Raw genomic sequence first — 17,830 nt, forward strand, 5'->3', positions numbered from 1 at the left:
TAAGCTCGAGGGCCGAAAACCACCTCGATGCGAGACCCTTTTGACGCAAGATGCCTGGCAACCAGGTCCTCTTGCACGACGGACGGAATCGATATGACGAGCGGCACCGCGAAGTGGGTCTACACCTTCGGCGACGGCAAGGCCGAGGGCAAATCGCAGATGCGCGACCTGCTCGGCGGCAAGGGGGCGAACCTCGCCGAGATGTCCAATCTCGGCCTGCCGGTGCCCCCGGGCTTCACCATCACCACCGAGGTCTGCACCGCCTACTACGAGAACGGGCAGACCTACCCGGCCGAGCTGAAGGCCCAGGTCGCGACCGCCCTGGACCAGGTCGGCGCGATCACCGGCAAGACCTTCGGCGACGCCTCCAACCCGCTTCTCGTCTCCGTGCGCTCGGGCGCCCGCGCCTCGATGCCGGGCATGATGGACACCGTGCTCAACCTCGGGCTGAACGACGCCACCGTCGCGGCGCTCGCCGAGAGCTCGGGCGACCCACGCTTCGCCTACGATTCCTACCGCCGCTTCATCACCATGTACTCGAACGTGGTGCTCGGCGTTGAGCACCACGCCTTCGAGGAGGCGCTGGAGCACTACAAGGAGGGCAAGGGCTTCGACCTCGACACCGAACTCGGCGCCGAGGACTGGAAGCACCTGATCGAGAAGTACAAGACGATCGTCGTCGACGAGCACGGCTCAGCATTTCCCCAAGGCGCCGCGGACCAGCTCTGGGGCGCCATCGGCGCGGTGTTCGACTCGTGGATGATCCCGCGGGCGAAGAAGTACCGCGAGCTCAACGCCATCCCCGAGAGCTGGGGCACCGCCGTCAACGTCCAGGCCATGGTGTTCGGCAACATGGGCGACACCTCGGCCACCGGCGTCGCCTTCACCCGCAACCCGTCCACCGGCGAGCGCGCGCTCTACGGCGAGTTCCTGATCAACGCGCAGGGCGAGGACGTCGTCGCCGGCATCCGCACGCCGCAGGACATCACGGAGAAGGCGAGGCTCGAGGCCAAGTCCGAGAAGCCGTCGATGGAGCGGGCGATGCCCGAATCCTACGCCGAGCTGACGCGGATCTACGAGATCCTCGAAAAGCACTACCGCGACATGCAGGACATGGAGTTCACCATCGAGAGCGGGAAGCTCTGGATGCTCCAGACCCGCAACGGCAAGCGCACCGCCAAGGCGGCGCTCCGCATCGCCGTGGATCTGGCCGGCGAGGGCCTGATCACGCAGGAGGAGGCGATCAGCCGGATCGAGCCCGGCGCCCTCGACCAACTCCTGCACCCGACGATCGACCCGAAGGCCGAGCGCAAAGTGATCGCGCAAGGGCTGCCGGCCTCGCCCGGCGCCGCCACCGGCGAGATCGTGTTCAACTCCGAGGACGCCGAGACCCTGCGCAAGGCCGAGCGCAAGTGCATCCTCGTGCGCATCGAGACGAGCCCCGAGGACATCCACGGGATGCACGCCTCCGAGGGCATCCTGACGACGCGCGGCGGCATGACCAGCCATGCGGCGGTCGTCGCCCGCGGCATGGGCAAGCCTTGCGTGTCGGGCGTCGGCTCGATCCGGATCGACTACAAGGCGCAGACCCTGTCCGTCGGCGGCGTGACCCTCAAGGCCGGCGACCGCATCACCATCGACGGCTCGACGGGGCAGGTGCTCCAGGGCGAGGTGACGATGCTGGCGCCCGAGCTGTCGGGCGACTTCGCCACCCTGATGGGCTGGGCCGACGCCTACCGCACCATGAAGGTGCGCGCCAACGCCGACACCCCGACCGACGCCCGCACCGCCCGCGACTTCGGCGCGGAGGGGATCGGCCTTTGCCGGACCGAGCACATGTTCTTCGAGGGCGACCGCATCATCGCGGTGCGCGAGATGATCCTGGCCGACGACGCGGAAGGCCGCCGCGCGGCGCTCGCCAAGATCCTGCCCTACCAGCGCCAGGACTTCGTCGAGCTGTTCACGATCATGTCGGGCCTGCCCGTCACGATCCGCCTGCTCGACCCGCCGCTGCACGAGTTCCTGCCGCACTCGGACGCCGAGGTACGGGAGGTGATGGACGCCACCGGCATCGCGGAGGACAAGATCCGCCACCGGATGCGCGAGCTTTCCGAGTTCAACCCGATGCTCGGCTTCCGCGGATGCCGCCTCGCCATCGCCTTCCCCGAGATCGCGGAGATGCAGGCCCGCGCGATCTTCGAGGCCGCGATCCAGGCGGCGCAGGAGACCGGGGCGCCGGTCACCCCCGAGGTGATGGTGCCGCTGGTGTTCTCGCGCGCCGAGTTCGACATCGTGAAGGGCCGCATCGACGCCACCGCCAAGGCGGTGTCGGAGGAGGCCGGCAAGGCGATCGACTACCAGGTCGGCACCATGATCGAGCTGCCGCGCGCCGCGCTCAAGGCCAACGAGATCGCGGTGACGGCGGAGTTCTTCTCCTTCGGCACCAACGACCTCACGCAGACGGCGCTCGGCATCTCCCGCGACGACGCGGCGACCTTCCTCGGGCCCTACACGCAGAAGGGCATCCTCGCCGCCGACCCGTTCGTGACGATCGACCAGGAAGGCGTCGGCGAGCTGGTGCGGATCGGCGTCGAGCGCGGCCGCTCGGTCCGCCCCGACATCAAGCTCGGCATCTGCGGCGAGCACGGCGGCGACCCGGCCTCGATCGGCTTCTGCCAGGAGGTCGGCCTCGACTACGTCTCGTGCTCGCCCTACCGCGTGCCGATCGCGCGCCTCGCCGCCGCGCAGGCCGCCCTCGGCAAGGTCTCGGCGAAGGAAGGCTAGGGGGGCTTTCGCGAGGCTCGACCATCGCCGCCGGCGCCGATCCCGGCGCGAATCCCTTCTCCCGCACGGGCGAGAATTCACATATCGCTGCTTCTGGCGGCTCGCTATGCGCGCATCCCCTCGCCCCGCCTGCGGGGAGAGGGCTTTGCCGACCTCGTCGTCGGCGAAGCGAGGCGGCAGCCGAGGGTGAGGGGGCTCGAACGAAAGAGGCTCCTCCGTTCGCGCCCCCTCACCGTCGCTTCGGCTTCGCCTCTCGCTTCCCGGCTGCACGACGAGGTGCAGCCGGGCCTCTGTCCGCAAGCGGGGAGAGGGGAAACCCGCGCCTGTTCCGAAGCTGTACTCCATCAACGAATGCGATGGGCCGGACAGGAGAGCGAGCCGCATCGGCGCCTCCGGCAACCCGCCGTCAACCACCGTAAAAAAACCTGCGAAAATAACGGAACCGGGCCGGCGAACCTCTGCCGTAGGCCTGCGTTGGATGATAGTGGCGAACCGGATGCGCGAGAGCGATCGACGGTCCGCCCGGACGTCAGTCATCCGCGGGAACGCCGGCCATGAACGACTCGTCCTCGTCGCAGCTCTATCTCGGGGAAAACCCCCGTACCGTGCTGATCCCGAAGGCGGTCGCGCGGGCCTACCTGTGGCTTGTCGGCGCCGGCACGCTGTTCGGGGTGATCGGCTTCGCCGTGGCGTCCCAGAGCAGCCTCGACGCCGCCCGCATCGCCGGCGCCAACGGCGGCTACGCCGCGACCCTGGTCTCGGCGATGAGCGTCACCCAGGGCCGCCGCCTGCCCTGAGCGAGCGCCGAGGACGCAAGACCTCTCATTCAGCGCGTACCGGGAACCGCCCGGGTCGCCGAGCCCGTGAAGCGCACGGCCGTGAGGTCGTCGCCGGGGCTGCGGCGGCCGAAGCGCGTCGTCACCGTGTCCGGCGAGGCGGCGACGATGCCGGCGGGCGCCGCGTCGGCGCGTGCGCGGGTCTGCGCCACGCGGACGGGGGCGACGCGGCTCGCCGGATGGGTTGCGTCGGACTCGGTCGAGACCGTGGCGAACAGTGCTCGCAGCTGCGCCTTGGCGTCGGCGTCGGCCGGGACGAGGCGGTTGGCCGGGCGCGGCGCGGGCCGGTCCGAGACCGCCGCGAGGCTCGTGGACAGGCTCGCCATGCCGACGTTGCCGAGGCCGGCGAACTGCGCCGGGCGCGGCGGGGGCAGGGGCATCGCGAGCGCGGCGGCCGCGACGGCGCTCGCGAATTCGGCGGGCCGGCGCGGCGGCAGCGGCGCCGCCACGCTCGACATCAGCGCGGCGTCGATGGCCTCGGCGGGCTTCGCGGCCGCCGGCTCGCCGGTGAGCAGCGCCTTGGCGTCGCGCCCGTCGCGGCGGAGCATCGCCTCGCGGAGCGCGCCGTCGGCAACCGGCGCCGTCGGGGCGGCGTAGGCCAGGGCCGCGCGGGCGCCGGAGGTGTCCTCCGGATCGGCGCTCGCCACGGCGACCACCGGCTTCGGCCTTCCGCGCGGCGCTGCGACGGGCGCCGGTGCCGGGTCGCTGCGGCCGCCGAACAGGCCGGCGAGGAACCCGACGAGGCTCGGGCCCTCCTCCTCGTCGGCGGAGGCGATCTGCGAGGACACGCCGAGCACGGTGCCGCCGCGGGCCAGGATCTCGGCGCGGGCCTCCTCGTAGCGCGGGAACGGCCGGTTGTCGGAGGCCAGGTGGACGGTCTTGCCATCGGGGAACAGGCGCGCGAGCTGGTCGTGGCTCATCCGCGGCCACATGCGGACCGAGCCGACGTCGAGGTGGACGAAGGGCGAGCCGGCATGCGGATACCAGCCGACGCCGCCGCGCTGCATCTGCAGCCCGACCGCGCGGATGTCGTCGATCGAGACGCCGGGCAGGTAGAAGTCCATCGCCTTGCCGAGCATGTGCTGGCTGTACTCGGCCACCGCCTTCGAGCGGCGGCGCAGCATCGCGTTGGTGCCGGGCGAGCGATAGGCCGAGACGACGTGGATCGGCTCGGAGGCGCCGACCTGTCGATAGGCCTCCCATACCGTGTCGAACAGGCGCGGGTCCATCTTGGTCGGCTCGTCGATGCGCCAGTCGCGCAGGAGCCAGTTCAGCTGCTCCAGGGCCGCGCGGTCGTAGCGCCCGTCGCGCTTGAACGTGATGGTCGCGCTTTCCTTGGTGTGGGTGTGGAAGATCGTCAGCGAACGGGTGTCGCCGTTGGCGACCGCATCCTGGGTGCCGGTGGTCCCCGCCGCCAGCGCCATGACCATGCCGGACAGGCCGAACAGGATTCGCCGAAGACGAGAGGGCCGGGGCGTCGTCTGGCTCGGCGTCGGCACGATCGTCTCACCCCTCGGACGCGGCCCGCGCTGCGCGCGGGACCATGGTGAACGCAAGGTTGCCGAAAACCGTGAAGACCGGGTTATCGGCGCCCCCTGCAGGACACCCGCGATTCCCTTACGGCTAAGTCTGGACCGTGGCGAAATCGTGCCGGCAAGCGCGCCGGCGCACGTCGCCGGGCAGGTGATGCGGACGGGTCACGGGAAGCCCCGCCGGAGGCGAATACCAGACCGGCAAAGCGGCCGGATCACCACCAGCTGCGCGAAACCGGAGCGGGATTCGGGGTCCACAGGCCGGGCTCGCCGAACTCGGGCGCCGGGGCCTCGGCGCTCGCCCGCACGGCACGGCGCGGCACGGCGGAGTGGCGCGGCTTGGGCGGCGCCGGCACGGAGACGGCCTCCGCCGTCCTGCGGGTCGGCTCGGACGGGCGGACCGCCGGGGGGGAGACCCTGGCCATCGCGCCGCCGCCCCCGAGGCCGAGGGCCGCGCGCATCGGCGCATCGTAGCCGTAGAGGTCGGGCAGCGTGCGGTAGCTGCCGCCGTCGTCGACGGTGGCGGTGAAGTAGGCGAGGTGCACCGGCAGCTTGTGCTCCAGGCGGATGGTGCGCTCGCCTTTGCCGACGAGCTTCTTCAGGCGCTCCTCGGTCCAGTTCGGCAGCACCACGTCGGCGAAGCGGAACGGGTCGTCGACGCGGATGCAGCCGTGGCTGAGCGCCCGCTCCGAGCGCGAGAACAGCGAGCGGTTCGGCGTGTCGTGCAGGTACACGGCATGCTGGTTGGGAAACATGAACTTGATGAAGCCGAGCGCGTTCTTCTCGCCCGGCGGCTGGCGCAGCGAGACGTGGCCGCCGCGGCGCACGATCTCGTAGCCGCCCCAGGTGCTGCCGCCGTAGCTCGCGATCTTCGGCAGCATGGTCTTCAGGATCGAGGGCGGGACGTACCACGACGGGTTCACCACGGCGTATTCCATCAGCCCGGAGAACAGGGGCGTGCGCGAATCCGGCTTGCCGACGATGACGCGCGCCTCGTCGCGCTGGCGCCCGTCGCGGAACACCCGCAGGCGGAACTCGGGCACGTTGACCAGCACGTAGTCGGGCCCGAGATCGCTGCCGAGCCAGCGCCAGCGCTCCATGTTGACGATCAGGGCCGCGTCGTCGCCCACCGGCCGCACGATCCCGGCTTGTCCTGCCCCTGGCCCCGCGCCCTGCGCCAGCGCCACCACGGTCTGGACGTTGAGGACGCCGTTGCCGGGCAGCCCGCGGCTCCGCTGGAACCCGGCGATTGCGGCGGCGACGCCGGAATCGTACTCCTCCGCGTCGCCCGGGGGGGCGTCGAGGGTGCCCGCCTTCCGGCTTTCGAGATCGAAGTGGGCGCGCAGCAGCGGCACGCGCGCATCGCGCATGCCGACGCGCAGGGCCGGCCCGGGCGGAAGCCGCAAAGCGGCTGACGCGGGACGCGCGTCCTCCTTGACGGCCGGGGCGCGCGCCACCGAGAGGCGGTTCTTTAGGGCGAGGTAGCCGGGCGAATGCGGGTTGTAGGCCTGGAGCAGGTCGCCGGCGCTCCCACCGGCGCCGGCCAGGCTCGACAGCACCGTGTCGGCGGCCGGCAGGTCGAGGGTCGGGGTGATCAGCCGCGAGATCGCCGCGAGATTCAGCCGCCCGCCGCGTGCGTCGCGGGCATAGAGGACGGCGGCGGCCGAGAGTTTCAGGTCGGCCTCGGCGATGGCGGCGAGATTGTCTGATCCGGCCGCGCTCTCGCCCGTCCCCGGATTGTCCGGCTTGGCGGCCTTCGGTAGCGCCGGCACCGGATAGGCGCGGGCGTCGAGGCCGTCCTCAGGCGCCGCCGCGAGGCGCGCGGCCACGGCCTTCGCCGCAGGCGTGTAGGCGCCGTCCACGATCCAGACCGGCTTGAAGGCGCCGAGCGCGTAGAAGGCCTGGATCGACTCGCGCTCCTTGGTGGTCAGCCGGGCGAGCAGCGGAGCGGAGGCGGCGAGGCGGTTGAACACGGCCGCCGCCTGCGGGTCGCTCGGCGCGGTCGGGGCCGCGGCGACGGCAGGGCGCTCGGGCGAGGGCGCATCGGACCGTGCCGGATCGGCCTTCGCCGGCTCCGCCGGCGTCACCGCCTCGAGGCCGGTGGCCGGGGGCGGCAGGCTCGGATCGGAGGCGGACGCCTTGTCCGGGTTTGAAGCCTTGTCGAGGTTAGAGGTCCTGTCGCCGTCGAAGGGCTTGTCCGGCGTCGCGGTCGCGACGGCGGCGGCCGGCGGGACGTCGTCGAGCCCGCCGCGTGCGGAGGCGGCCGTCGTCAGGACGCCCTGCGCGACGGAGCCGGCCAACAGGACGGCCAGGGCTGCTTGGGCCGAGCGCGAGACGCTCATCTGCGAACCTCCAGGGGACCGACCTCGAGGCCGCCCACAACTTTATCAGTATCGGCGCTCGCCCGATCGTGTGCAATCGCACCCCGTCCGCGCGCGCCGCAGAGTGCCGGCAAGTGTCTGATCCGCCACGCATCGAGCGCGGGCTTCCAGCCTTCAGGCCGATTCTGGCAAGCCAATCAGGCCGCGGCGTCCTCGGCCTTGGCGTCGCCGTCGAGCCCGAGTTCCTTGAGCTTGCGATACAGGGTCGATCGGCCGATTCCGAGGCGGCGCGACACCTCCGACATTCGGCCGCGATAGAATTGCAGCGCGAAGCGGATGATCTCGGCTTCCAGCGCATCCATCGGCTTCATCTCGCCGGTATCCTCGACCACCAGCGACAGGGCGTGCGGATCGCGCACCTCGACGCGGACGATCTCGCGCACCGGCTCGGGCGAATGGGCCGACAGCATCGGCTGCACCGGGGCTGCCGGGATGCGCACGTCGAACCCCTCGACCTGGGCGGCGATCTGCGGGAACTCGGCCACCGTCAGCTCGTCGCCGTCGGCGAGGACGACGGCGCGGAACAGCGCGTTCTCCAATTGCCGGACGTTGCCGGGCCAGCCGTAGCGGGTCAGCAGCGCCATCGCCTCGGCGGTGATCGCGCGGACGCGCTTGCCTTCCTCCGCCGCGAACCGGGCGCAGAACGAGCGCACCAGGTCGGGGATGTCCTCGCGGCGGGCGCGCAGCGGGGGCAGCGTCATCGGGAAGACATTGAGGCGATAGTACAGGTCTTCGCGGAAACGCCCTTCCTTGACGAGGTCGAGGAGCGATCGGTTCGTCGCCGAGACCAAGCGGATGTCGACGCGCACGCTGCGCTTGCCCCCGACGGGGTCGACCTCGCCCTCCTGCAGCGCGCGCAGCAGCTTCACCTGCGCGTCGAGGGGCAACTCGCCGATCTCGTCGAGGAACAGCGTCCCGCCGGACGCCTCGACGAACTTGCCGGCATGGCGCTCGGTGGCGCCGGTGAAGGCGCCCTTCTCGTGCCCGAACAGGGTCGACTCGACGAGGTTGTCGGGGATCGCGCCGCAATTGACCGTGACGAAGGGCTTTCCGCGCCGCTCGCCCGAGCCCTGGATCGCACGGGCCAGAACCTCCTTGCCGACGCCGGACTCGCCCTCGATCAGCACCGGGATGTTGGATTTCGCGGCGCGCTCGGCCAGCCGGATCACCCGCTCCATGTCGGGCGACTTCGAGGTCAGGTCCTTGAAGCTGAGCGAGCCGGAGGCGCGGCGGCGCATGCGCCGGACTTCCTCCTCAAGGTGGTCGACCCGGAGCGCGTTCTTGATCGAGACCTGCAGACGCTCGGCGCCGGCAGGCTTGACCACGAAGTCGACGGCGCCGGCGCGCATCGCCGTGACGACGGCGTCGATCGACCCGTTGGCGGTCTGGACGATGACCGGGGTGTCGAGGCCGGATTTTCGCATCTCGGCCAGCACGCCGAGCCCGTCGAGGCCGCCGGGCATGACGAGGTCCAGGAGCACCACGTCGATCTCGGGGTGGGTCCGCAGCAGGGCGAGCGCGTCCGCACCGTTCTCCGCGAGCGTCGCCTCGAAGCCGAAGCGGCGCACCGTCGCCTCGGCGAGACGACGCTGAACGGGATCGTCGTCGACGATCAGGACCGTTGTCGCCATGCGGGCTCTTCCTCGCTGCCGCGGGTCGTCCGCGGCGCCGGACCTTGCGGGTTCCGGCGCCCGGCGCGACCGGCGGGTGTTTCGTTTCGAGCCGGAGCCTCGCCCAGATGCGTAAAGCGCCGCTTAACGACGACGGGAGATTTGCCGCAGCCGCCGCTTGCGTCTCCTTGCGCCTGAGGATTCCGGTTGAACGCCGTCGGCTGCGCTCGATATGAGGCAGGGCGGGGCCGTCGAGCCCCGGACAGGCGGCGCGACGCGCCGGCAACGCACCCGAGGATCTATGACCATTCGCGCCCTCGCCCCCGCTTGGTCACCGCTTCGGAGCGCCGAGGGCGCCGCCGCGGCGCGCGCCGCCGCCCACGCGGTCGACCTCGGGCCGCTCCCCGAATGGGACCTCGCCGACCTCTATTCCGGCCTGGACGCCCCGGACTTCCGCCGCGACCTCGCGAAAGCGGAGGCGGATTGCCGTTCCTTCTCCGAGACCTACGCCGGGAAGATCGCGCAGCTCGCGAGCGGCCCCGACGCCTCCGCCAGTCTCGCCGCCGCGGTCGCCGCCTACGAGGGCATCGAGGAGCTGCTCGGCCGGCTGATGTCCTATGCCGGGCTGGTCTATTCCGGCGACACCACCGACGAGGCGCGGGCGAAGTTCTACGGCGACACCCGCGAGCGCCTGACGAACGCCTCCGGCGACCTGCTGTTCTTCGCCCTCGAGCTCAACCGCATCGAGGACGCCGTGCTGGACGCGGCGATGGCCGGGGGGCCGCTCGCGCATTACGCCCCGTGGATCGAGGACCTGCGCCGCGAGAAGCCGTTCCAGCTCGAGGACCGGATCGAAAAACTGTTCCTGGAGAAGTCCGTCACCGCGAACGCGGCCTGGGACCGGCTGTTCAACGAGACCATCGCGGCGCTGCGCTTCCCGATCCAGGGCGAGCGGCTGCCGCTGGAGCCGACGCTGAACAAGCTTCAGGACCCGGACGGCGCGGTGCGCCGGGAGGCGGCCGGCGCGCTCAGCGAGGTGTTCCGCGAGAACCTGCGGGTGTTCACGCTGATCACCAACACGCTGGCCAAGGACAAGGAGATCTCGGACCGCTGGCGCGGCTTCAAGGACGTGGCGGATGCCCGCCACCTCTCGAACCGGGTCGAGCCGGAGGTGGTCGCCGCGCTCGTGGACGCCGTGCGCGAAGCCTATCCGCGGCTGTCGCACCGCTACTATCGCCTGAAGGCGAAGTGGTTCGGCGTCGAGGCGCTGCCCTACTGGGACCGCAACGCCCCGCTGCCGAAGGTCGAGCAGCGCACCATCCCCTGGACCGAGGCGCGCGACACGGTGCTCGACGCCTACAATGCGTTCTCACCGAAGATGGCCGGCATCGCGCGGGACTTCTTCGACCGGCGCTGGATCGACGCGCCGACGCGGCCCGGCAAGGCGCCCGGCGCCTTCGCGCACCCGACGGTGCCCTCGGTCCACCCCTACGTGCTCGTCAACTACCAGGGCAAGCCGCGGGACGTGATGACGCTGGCGCACGAACTCGGCCACGGCGTCCACCAAGTGCTGGCCGGCCACAACGGCGCGCTGATGGCGCCGACGCCGCTGACGCTGGCCGAGACCGCCAGCGTGTTCGGCGAGATGCTGACCTTCCGGCGCCTGCTGGCCGCGACCACAAACACGACCCAGCGCCGGGCGATGCTGGCCGCCAAGGTCGAGGACATGATCAACACGGTGGTGCGCCAGATCGCGTTCTACTCGTTCGAGCGCAAGGTCCACCTCGCCCGCGCCGAGGGCGAGCTGACGGCCGAGCAGATCAACGGCCTGTGGATGTCGGTGCAGGCCGAATCGCTCGGCCCGGCGATCACGCTCGATGCCGGATACGAGCCGTTCTGGGCCTACATCCCGCACTTCATCCACTCGCCGTTCTACGTCTACGCCTACGCCTTCGGCGATTGCCTGGTGAACTCGCTTTACGGGGTCTACGCCAAGGCCGAGGACGGCTTCGTCGAGCGCTACTTCGCCCTGCTCTCGGCCGGCGGCTCGAAGCCCTACGGCGAGCTCCTCGCCCCGTTCGGCCTCGACGCACGCGATCCCGGCTTCTGGCAGATCGGGCTCGGCATGATCGAGGGGATGATCGCGGAGCTCGAGGGGATGGAAGCCGAGGCCTGACCACCCGCGACCACGCCCATGAAAAGACCCGCGACGGGGCTGCCGTCGCGGGTCTTTTCATTTCAGGCTCGCAGTCTCAGGTTCGGCCGCGATCAGACGGCGGCGACGGCGACCTGGATGTTGCCGCGGGTGGCGTGCGAGTACGGGCAGACGACGTCGGCGCGCTTCACGAGGTCGGCGGCCGTCGCGGGGTCGATGCCCGGCAGGCTGGCCTTGAGGCTGACGGTGAGACCGAAGCCGGTGCCGTCCTCGCGCTTGCCGATGCCGACCTCGGCGTCGACGCGGGCGTCCTCGGGCACCTTCACCTTGTCCTGGGCGGCGACGAACTTGATCGCGCCGAGGAAGCAGGCGGCGTAGCCGGCGGCGAAGAGCTGCTCGGGGTTGCTGCCGGGGCCGCCGTTGCCGCCGAGCTCCTTCGGGGTCGAGAGGCCGACGCCGAGGCGGCTGTCGTCGGTCGCCGCGGAACCCTCGCGGCCGCCGGTGGCGTGGGCGTGGGCGGTGTACAGAGCCTGCATCGTCGTCTCCTGATCGGATGGCGTTCGCACGGGCGTCGTGCGGAGCCGATGCCCTCTCCTTGCACGAATATCGATTGCGCACAATCTACATTTTGGGGCCAACGCCGTCGCAATGCCGTGCCGTCGGCCGGCCTGGCATGCCCCGCGAGGCCCTTGCCGCCCCATCGGGGTCGCGGGAAGAACGCTCCCGCTCGGGAGCTTCGCGCGATTCGCTCAATCGCGCGCAGGGAGGTGGAAGATCGCGCGCGCCTCGTCCGGGGTCGCCGGCGCGCAATCGAGGAGCGACAGCAGCGTCACCGCCTTCTCGACCAGGGCGGCGTTGCTCGGCGCGAGCTTGCCACGGGCGAGGTAGAGGTTGTCCTCCAGGCCGACGCGGACGTTGCCGCCCATGCTCGCGGCCAGCGCCACCATCGGGAATTCGGCCCGGCCGATGCCGAAGGCCGACCAGACCGCGTCGGCCGGCAGGCGCGCCCGCATCTGCACCAGGGTCTCGGGGTCGGCCGGGGCGCCCCACGGGATGCCGAGGCAGATCTGGAACAGCGGGGGCGCGGCGAGATGCCCCTCGGCGACGAGGTGGCGGGCGAGCGCGATGTGGCCGAGGTCGAACACCTCGATCTCCGGACGGACGCCCGCAGTTCGGATCGCCTCGGCCATGGCGCGCAGGTGCGCCGGGGTGTTGAGGAACAGGTGCTCGCCGAAGTTCATCGTCGCCACGTCGAGGGTGCAGAGCTCGGGCTTCAGCGCGCTGACGTGGCGGGTCCGCACCTCCGGGCTGACGAAGGTGGTGCCGGGCCCCGCCGCCGCCGGGTCGGCCATGCCCGGCACGAAGCGCCCGCCGGGCCCCGTCGTCAGGTTGAGGATCACGTCGGCGTTCCGCTCGCGGATGCGCTCGACGACCTCGCGGTAATGGTCGAACTCCATGCTCGGCGCCGCGGTATCGGGGTGGCGGACATGGATGTGCACCACCGCGGCGCCGGCCTCGGCCGCCTCGAGCGCCGAGCGGGCGATGGCCTCCGGGCTGACCGGCACCGCCGGGTTCTTCGCGGTCGTGTCGAACGAGCCGGTCAGGGCGCAGGTGATCACGGTCTTCTGCGACATCGCCGTCTCCTCAGATCATCCCGCCGTCGACCACCAGCGTCTCGCCGGTGATGTAGGCGCCGCCGGCGGCGAGGAAGAGCATCGCCTCGGCGATGTCCTCGGGCTCGGCCAGGCGCGCCATCAGGGTGTTGGCGACGGTCGCCGCCTTGCGCTCCTCCGGCCAGTTCGCGGTCCAGGGCGTGGCCACAAGGCCCGGCGCGACGGCGTTGACCCGGATCTCGGGGGCGAGCGCCCGGGCGAGCGAGCGCGTCAGGTTCACGAGCCCGGCCTTGCTCGCCGAATAGGCGATGCTGGAGCCGCGCCGCCCGAGGCCGGCCACCGAGGCGGTGTTGACGATGGCGCCGCGGCGCGCCTTCAGGGCGGGGGCGGCCGCCCGCGCGCAGCGATAGGGGCCGACGAGGTTCGTCGAGAGGATCGCGTTCCAGAAGTCCTCGGTCATCGCGTCGAGGTCCTCGAAGGCGATCGGCGCCTGCGTGCCCGAGGTGCCGGCGTTGTTGATCAGCACATCGAGGCCGCCGAGCGTCGCGATCGCCGCGGCGACCATCGCCTCCGCCTCGCCCGCGCGGGACACGTCGCCGGCGACCGCCGTGACGGAGAGACCTTCGGCGCTCAGCCGCCCGGCGGCTTCCGGGCCGCGTGGGTCGTCTGCGAGGTGGTTCAGGGCGACCGTGGCCCCGTTACGCGCAAACAGCGTGGCCGCGGCCAGGCCGATGCCGGAGGAGGCCCCGGTGACGAGGACGGCTTTGCCGCGAAGGTCGGCGCTGATCATGGTGTGCTCCCGTCTGCGATCGGAATTCGGCGGCCGGGGGCGTTCACGTCCCCTCCATCCGGCCGATGGTGCGCAGGGCCGCCTTCAGGGCGAGCAGCTTGCGGTCGCGCTCGCGAAACAGCTCCGCCGGGTCGCGACCGCCCCAATCGAAGTAGCCGCGCCCGGCCATCACCCCGGTCCGCCCCTCGGCGCAGAGGGCGTCGAGGCTGTCGGACCGGGTGCGCGGCGGGGGCGGGCTGTAGCTCGCGTTGGCGAGCGCCCTTCGCTGTAGGTCGAGCCCGGTGAAGTCCGCCTTGGCGAGGTGGCCGAGGATCGGGATGCGTAAGGCGAGCCCATGCACGATGGCGTCGTCGATCTCGCGCGGGGTGGCGTAGCCCGCGTCGAGGAGGTGGTGCACCTCCGCCGTGATCGCCGACTGGATGCGGTTGGCGACGTAGCCCGGCACGAAGCGCTTCAGCACGATCGGCACCTGGCCGAGGCCGACGACGAGGTCGCGGATGCCCGCCACCACCTCCGGCAGCGTCTCGGGGCCGGGCACCACGTCGACGAGGTCGACGATGTAGGGGGGCGTGTACCAATGCGCGACGACGGCGCGCGGCTGGCGCATCGCCGGGATCAGCGGGAAGACGTCGAGGTAGCTGGTGTTGCTGGCGATCACCGCGTCGTCGGCGCAGAGCCGGTCGAGCTCGGAGAACAGCCCGCGCTTCGCCTCCGGGTCCTCGGTGATCGCCTCGATGACGAGGCTCGCCCCGTCGACGGCGCTTGCGAGGTCCTGCGAGAGGCGAACGGCGGCGGCGAGGCGGTCGGCGCTCCACCCGTCCGGCGCGGCTCCGGCCCCCTGCAGGGTCGCGAGCGCGGAGGCCATCAGGCCGGGCACGGCGTCGAGGGTCTCAAGGCGGCTGTCGACGAGGCGGACGGCATGGCCGCCGAGCGCGAGGACCAGGGCGATGCCGTGGCCCATCAGCCCGGCTCCGACGACGGCGATCTCGGCCATGATGTCCTCCTCCGGTCAAACGGTGGCGATCGGCGTCGCCGGCGAACCGACGGCGCCGGGAAGTCGCAGGGGCGGCGCGGTGAGCAGGAAGCGATGGCGTCCGTTCGTGCGCAGCCAGTCCGCCAGCGGCGTCAGGTGCCAGAGCTCGCCCAGCGGCAGACCGAGCTTGAACAGGCAGTGCTCGTGCAGCGGCAGGATCGCGCAGCAGGCCCCGCCTGGACGCGCGGGATAGGCCTCGACCGCGTAGTTGTCGGCGATCAGCGCGGACAGGCCGCTGTCGGTGATCCAGTCGAGCAGCCGCCGATCGCGCCCGTCGAGGACGGCGCAGATGCGGTGGACCGCATCCCGGTCCGGCTCGCCGGCCCAGGCAAGGAGCCGGTCGGCGAAGCCGGTATGCAGGCAGACCATGTCGCCGGGCTCGACCGCGACCGCGTCGGCTTCCAGGATGTGCATCAGGCCGTCGTAGCCGACGAGCGCGCGGTCGTCGCCGCAATGCGCCCGCAGGTCGATCATTACGCCGCGACCCTGCATGCCGTGCTCGGCCAGGCGCTCGATGCCGAGGCGGTACGCCCGCGACGGAGCCTCGACCTCGGCGGCCTCATTCGGACCCGTCACGTCGAGACCGCCGCGGAAGCCGTTGTAGTAGAAGGGTTTTGGCGTTCCGTCCCCGTCGGCGTCTAACAGGCCGCCGACATGGGCGAGGCTGTCCCACTGCGTCGAGTATTGCAGGTAGAGCATCACCCGGTCGTCGCAGATCACGTCGGTGGCGCCGTCGACCTCCTCGCAGACCCGGAAGTTCGTCACCGGCCGGCCGTTGGTCCGCACCGTCGGGCTGAGGCGCGGTGGGTGACGGCGCTGGTTCAGGACGTTTCCGCCGGGCAGGTCGAGGGGCAGGCTGAGGCAGAAGGTACGCCCCTCGCGGACCTCGGCGACGCCCTGGAGCACCTTGGCCGCATCGAGCCCGTTGACGCGGCCGAGCTGGTCGTCGGGGCCGTAATCGCCCCAGGTCGAGCCCTCGGGCCGGCGGCGCCAGCGCGGCGCGGTCATCGGCGCGTCCTGCCGGAATCGGTCCTGCCCGCGCAGATCCGTGGCGCGGCGGGTGCCGGAGCCGGGCGCATGCGTCCATCCCTGAAGCCGGATCCTTGACGGATCCCGTTGCCGGCATCGTCCGTCCGGCCATACCGGTCTGTCAACGACCCGGTCGCGGTCGGAGCGACGAAGCCGGGCGGAATTGTCAGGGCGCGCGGGCGCCCGCATACCCGGCCTTCGAAACGGGCGAGGGTCGGAGCAGCCGATGCGCGAGCAGGATACGATCTTCGGGGCCGACATCCCCTTCGCGCGGCTCTGCGGCGTCGAGGCCCTCGGCTATGCCGACGGGCGAACCCGGCTGCGGCTGCGCCTGCGCGACGACCACGGCAACAACCTCGGCATCGCCCATGGCGGCGTGATCTGCACGCTCCTCGACATCGCTATGGGCACCGCGGCGCGGCTCTCGGCGGGGCGTCCGGTGCTCACCCTCGACATGCAGACCCGCTTCCTCGCCCCCGGTCGCGGCGTGCTGCTGGCCGAAGGCTTCGTGGTGCGCGGTGGGCGCTCGGTGCTGTTTTGCGAGGCGCAGATCCGCGGAGAGGACGGCGGCTTGATCGCAACGGCGAGCGGCCTGTTCAAGCCCGCCGGCCGGGACGAGCAAGCCCCCGGAAGCCGGGTGAACGCCTGAGGTGACGACACCGAACCAACCTGGTTTCCCGGAATGGGGCGACCCGGGTAACGAAAAAGGGCGGACACCGCTGCCGGTGCCCGCCCATGAACCGTCGCTGAAGGTGCAGCCCCGAGGGACTGCGGTCGATTTCAGAGACCGCTGAACTTGTAGTTGAAGCCAGCGCGAACGACGTTGCCCTCGGTGGTGAAGCGCGAGACGTACGCACCGGTACCGACGCCGGGGACCGCGCTGACGACGACGTTGCGGCTGCCCAGGTCGTAGTGGAGGTACTCGACCTTCACGGTGACCGCCTCGTACTTCAGGCCGAGGTACTTGCCGAAGGCGAAGGTGTTGAGAAAGCTGTCGGTGGGCACTGCGAATTCGATGCCGCCGCCGTAGGCATAGCCGGTCTCGAAGTCGTCGTAGCGGCCGGCGAACTGCAGGGCGTTGCCGGGCGTGAAGAAGCGGGCGTCGTAGAACACGTTGCCGTAGGCGAGACCGCCCATGCCGTACACCAGCACCCGATCGAAGCCGTAGCCGACGCGGCCGGTGAGGGTACCGAGCCAATCGAGGCTCTGACGGTAGGCGGCCGGGTTGCCCACGACGCCGCCGGCGAGCGGAGCGCCGATCACGAAGCGGTTCTTGGTGAGGTCGGTCCAGTCGATGCTGTTGGCGACGCCGATGACGAAGCCCGAGCCCGGCGTGAACTGGTAGTTGTATCCGAAGGTGCCGCCGAGCTTGCCCACCGCATCCTGCTCGGTGGTGACGGTCGAGAGGCGGCGGCCGGCCGCGACGTTGCCGACGGTGACCGGAGTGGTGCCGTTGGTGATGATCCGCTGGCGGTCGGTGAAGGCGTAGGACGACTCGAGGCCGGCGTAGAAGCCGGTCCAGGTGAAGACCGGGATCGGAGTGAAGACCGGCGGGGGGGCGCGGCGGGGCAGGTCGGCGGCGGAGGCGACGGCGGTCATGCCGGCCAGCACGGTGGATGCGAGGAGAAGCTTCTTCGTCATGATGAGGGTTACCTGAAGACTGTCCCGAATGGCTCTGGCGCCAATTAAGCGGAAGCATGCCCCAGGCACTATGCCCGCCGTGCCACAGTGCAGCCCAAATGCAGCGCCGCCGCCGCACGCGGCCTCGGACAGGCGAATCAGGCAACGGGGCCCGCAGCCGAAGTCCCGGGCGAGACCCGGCCCTTGATCAAAGGACGGCGAGCCTCTAATCGGACCGCGCCTTTCGCCGGGCCTCCCAGCGAGCCGGGCGATAGAGAGATCGGGTGCGCCCGTGCGCGGGCCCTGCCGCAGGAACGGGAACCATGGCCAAAGAGAAGTTTGCCCGCACGAAGCCGCACTGCAACATCGGCACGATCGGTCACGTCGACCACGGCAAGACGTCGCTGACGGCGGCGATCACGAAGGTCCTGGCGGAGTCCGGCGGGG

At 71.1% G+C, this 17,830-nt stretch carries 14 protein-coding genes and 1 pseudogene; 5 read left to right on the forward strand and 10 right to left on the reverse strand.

Annotated elements, in window-relative coordinates; genetic code table 11:
* Positions 1-93: 93 nt before the first annotated feature.
* Positions 94-2,784: a pyruvate, phosphate dikinase gene (gene ppdK, locus FV226_RS19840; protein WP_147764241.1), complete on the forward strand. Its 2,691-nt coding sequence runs from the start codon at positions 94-96 to the stop codon at positions 2,782-2,784.
* A 114-nt stretch (positions 2,785-2,898) separates the two neighbouring features.
* On the opposite strand, the pseudogene FV226_RS28725 reads toward ppdK, so the two are convergent.
* Positions 2,899-3,093: pseudogene (locus tag FV226_RS28725) on the reverse strand (hypothetical protein); the annotation flags it as partial.
* Positions 3,094-3,338: 245 nt separating this feature from the next.
* Here FV226_RS28725 and FV226_RS19845 point away from each other — a divergent pair.
* Positions 3,339-3,581, forward strand: a complete 243-nt coding sequence (locus tag FV226_RS19845; protein ID WP_147764242.1) for a hypothetical protein — start codon at positions 3,339-3,341, stop codon at positions 3,579-3,581.
* Positions 3,582-3,610: 29 nt separating this feature from the next.
* On the opposite strand, the gene FV226_RS19850 is transcribed toward FV226_RS19845, so the two are convergent.
* From FV226_RS19850 to FV226_RS19860, 3 genes are all read right to left on the reverse strand, one after another.
* Positions 3,611-5,050 (reverse strand): DUF882 domain-containing protein, encoded by a 1,440-nt coding sequence (locus FV226_RS19850; RefSeq protein WP_147764250.1) that lies wholly within the window; start codon positions 5,048-5,050, stop codon positions 3,611-3,613.
* Between the two features lie 317 nt (positions 5,051-5,367).
* On the reverse strand, positions 5,368-7,494 hold the full coding sequence (locus FV226_RS19855) for a L,D-transpeptidase family protein (protein ID WP_147764243.1): 2,127 nt from the start codon (positions 7,492-7,494) through the stop codon (positions 5,368-5,370).
* 176 nt (positions 7,495-7,670) lie between these two features.
* Positions 7,671-9,164, reverse strand: coding sequence for a sigma-54 dependent transcriptional regulator (locus FV226_RS19860; RefSeq protein WP_147753634.1), 1,494 nt, complete (start codon positions 9,162-9,164; stop codon positions 7,671-7,673).
* A 280-nt stretch (positions 9,165-9,444) separates the two neighbouring features.
* Between FV226_RS19860 and FV226_RS19865 the strand changes: the two genes are divergently transcribed.
* Positions 9,445-11,319 carry a M3 family oligoendopeptidase gene (locus FV226_RS19865; RefSeq protein WP_147753635.1) on the forward strand — a complete coding sequence of 625 codons (1,875 nt, stop codon included), beginning with the start codon at positions 9,445-9,447 and terminating at the stop codon, positions 11,317-11,319.
* Positions 11,320-11,411: 92 nt separating this feature from the next.
* Here FV226_RS19865 and FV226_RS19870 read toward each other — a convergent pair whose 3' ends face one another.
* The 5 genes from FV226_RS19870 to FV226_RS19890 all read right to left on the reverse strand — a co-directional run bounded on the left by FV226_RS19870 (position 11,412) and on the right by FV226_RS19890 (position 15,742).
* Positions 11,412-11,834, reverse strand: coding sequence for an organic hydroperoxide resistance protein (locus FV226_RS19870; protein WP_147764244.1), 423 nt, complete (start codon positions 11,832-11,834; stop codon positions 11,412-11,414).
* Between the two features lie 213 nt (positions 11,835-12,047).
* Positions 12,048-12,932, reverse strand: a complete 885-nt coding sequence (locus FV226_RS19875; RefSeq protein ID WP_147764245.1) for a 3-keto-5-aminohexanoate cleavage protein — start codon at positions 12,930-12,932, stop codon at positions 12,048-12,050.
* Positions 12,933-12,942: 10 nt separating this feature from the next.
* Complete coding sequence (locus FV226_RS19880; RefSeq protein ID WP_147764246.1) at positions 12,943-13,701, reverse strand: SDR family oxidoreductase; 759 nt, start codon at positions 13,699-13,701, stop codon at positions 12,943-12,945.
* A gap of 43 nt (positions 13,702-13,744) precedes the next feature.
* Positions 13,745-14,695 (reverse strand): 3-hydroxyacyl-CoA dehydrogenase family protein, encoded by a 951-nt coding sequence (locus FV226_RS19885; protein ID WP_147764247.1) that lies wholly within the window; start codon positions 14,693-14,695, stop codon positions 13,745-13,747.
* Positions 14,696-14,710: 15 nt separating this feature from the next.
* Positions 14,711-15,742, reverse strand: a complete 1,032-nt coding sequence (locus tag FV226_RS19890) for a cyclase family protein (RefSeq protein WP_147764248.1) — start codon at positions 15,740-15,742, stop codon at positions 14,711-14,713.
* Between the two features lie 247 nt (positions 15,743-15,989).
* Between FV226_RS19890 and FV226_RS19895 the strand changes: the two genes are divergently transcribed.
* A complete protein-coding gene (locus tag FV226_RS19895; protein WP_147764249.1) occupies positions 15,990-16,412 on the forward strand; it encodes a PaaI family thioesterase in 423 nt (140 codons plus the stop codon).
* A 131-nt stretch (positions 16,413-16,543) separates the two neighbouring features.
* On the opposite strand, the gene FV226_RS19900 is transcribed toward FV226_RS19895, so the two are convergent.
* Complete coding sequence (locus FV226_RS19900; protein WP_147753642.1) at positions 16,544-17,404, reverse strand: porin family protein; 861 nt, start codon at positions 17,402-17,404, stop codon at positions 16,544-16,546.
* A gap of 302 nt (positions 17,405-17,706) precedes the next feature.
* On the opposite strand from FV226_RS19900, the gene FV226_RS19905 reads away from it, so the two are divergent.
* Positions 17,707-17,830: GTP-binding protein (locus FV226_RS19905; RefSeq protein WP_246686237.1), on the forward strand; the 124-nt coding region annotated here is incomplete at its 3' end.

The organism is Methylobacterium sp. WL12, assembly GCF_008039475.1.
Classification (GTDB): Bacteria; Pseudomonadota; Alphaproteobacteria; order Rhizobiales; family Beijerinckiaceae; genus Methylobacterium; species Methylobacterium cerastii.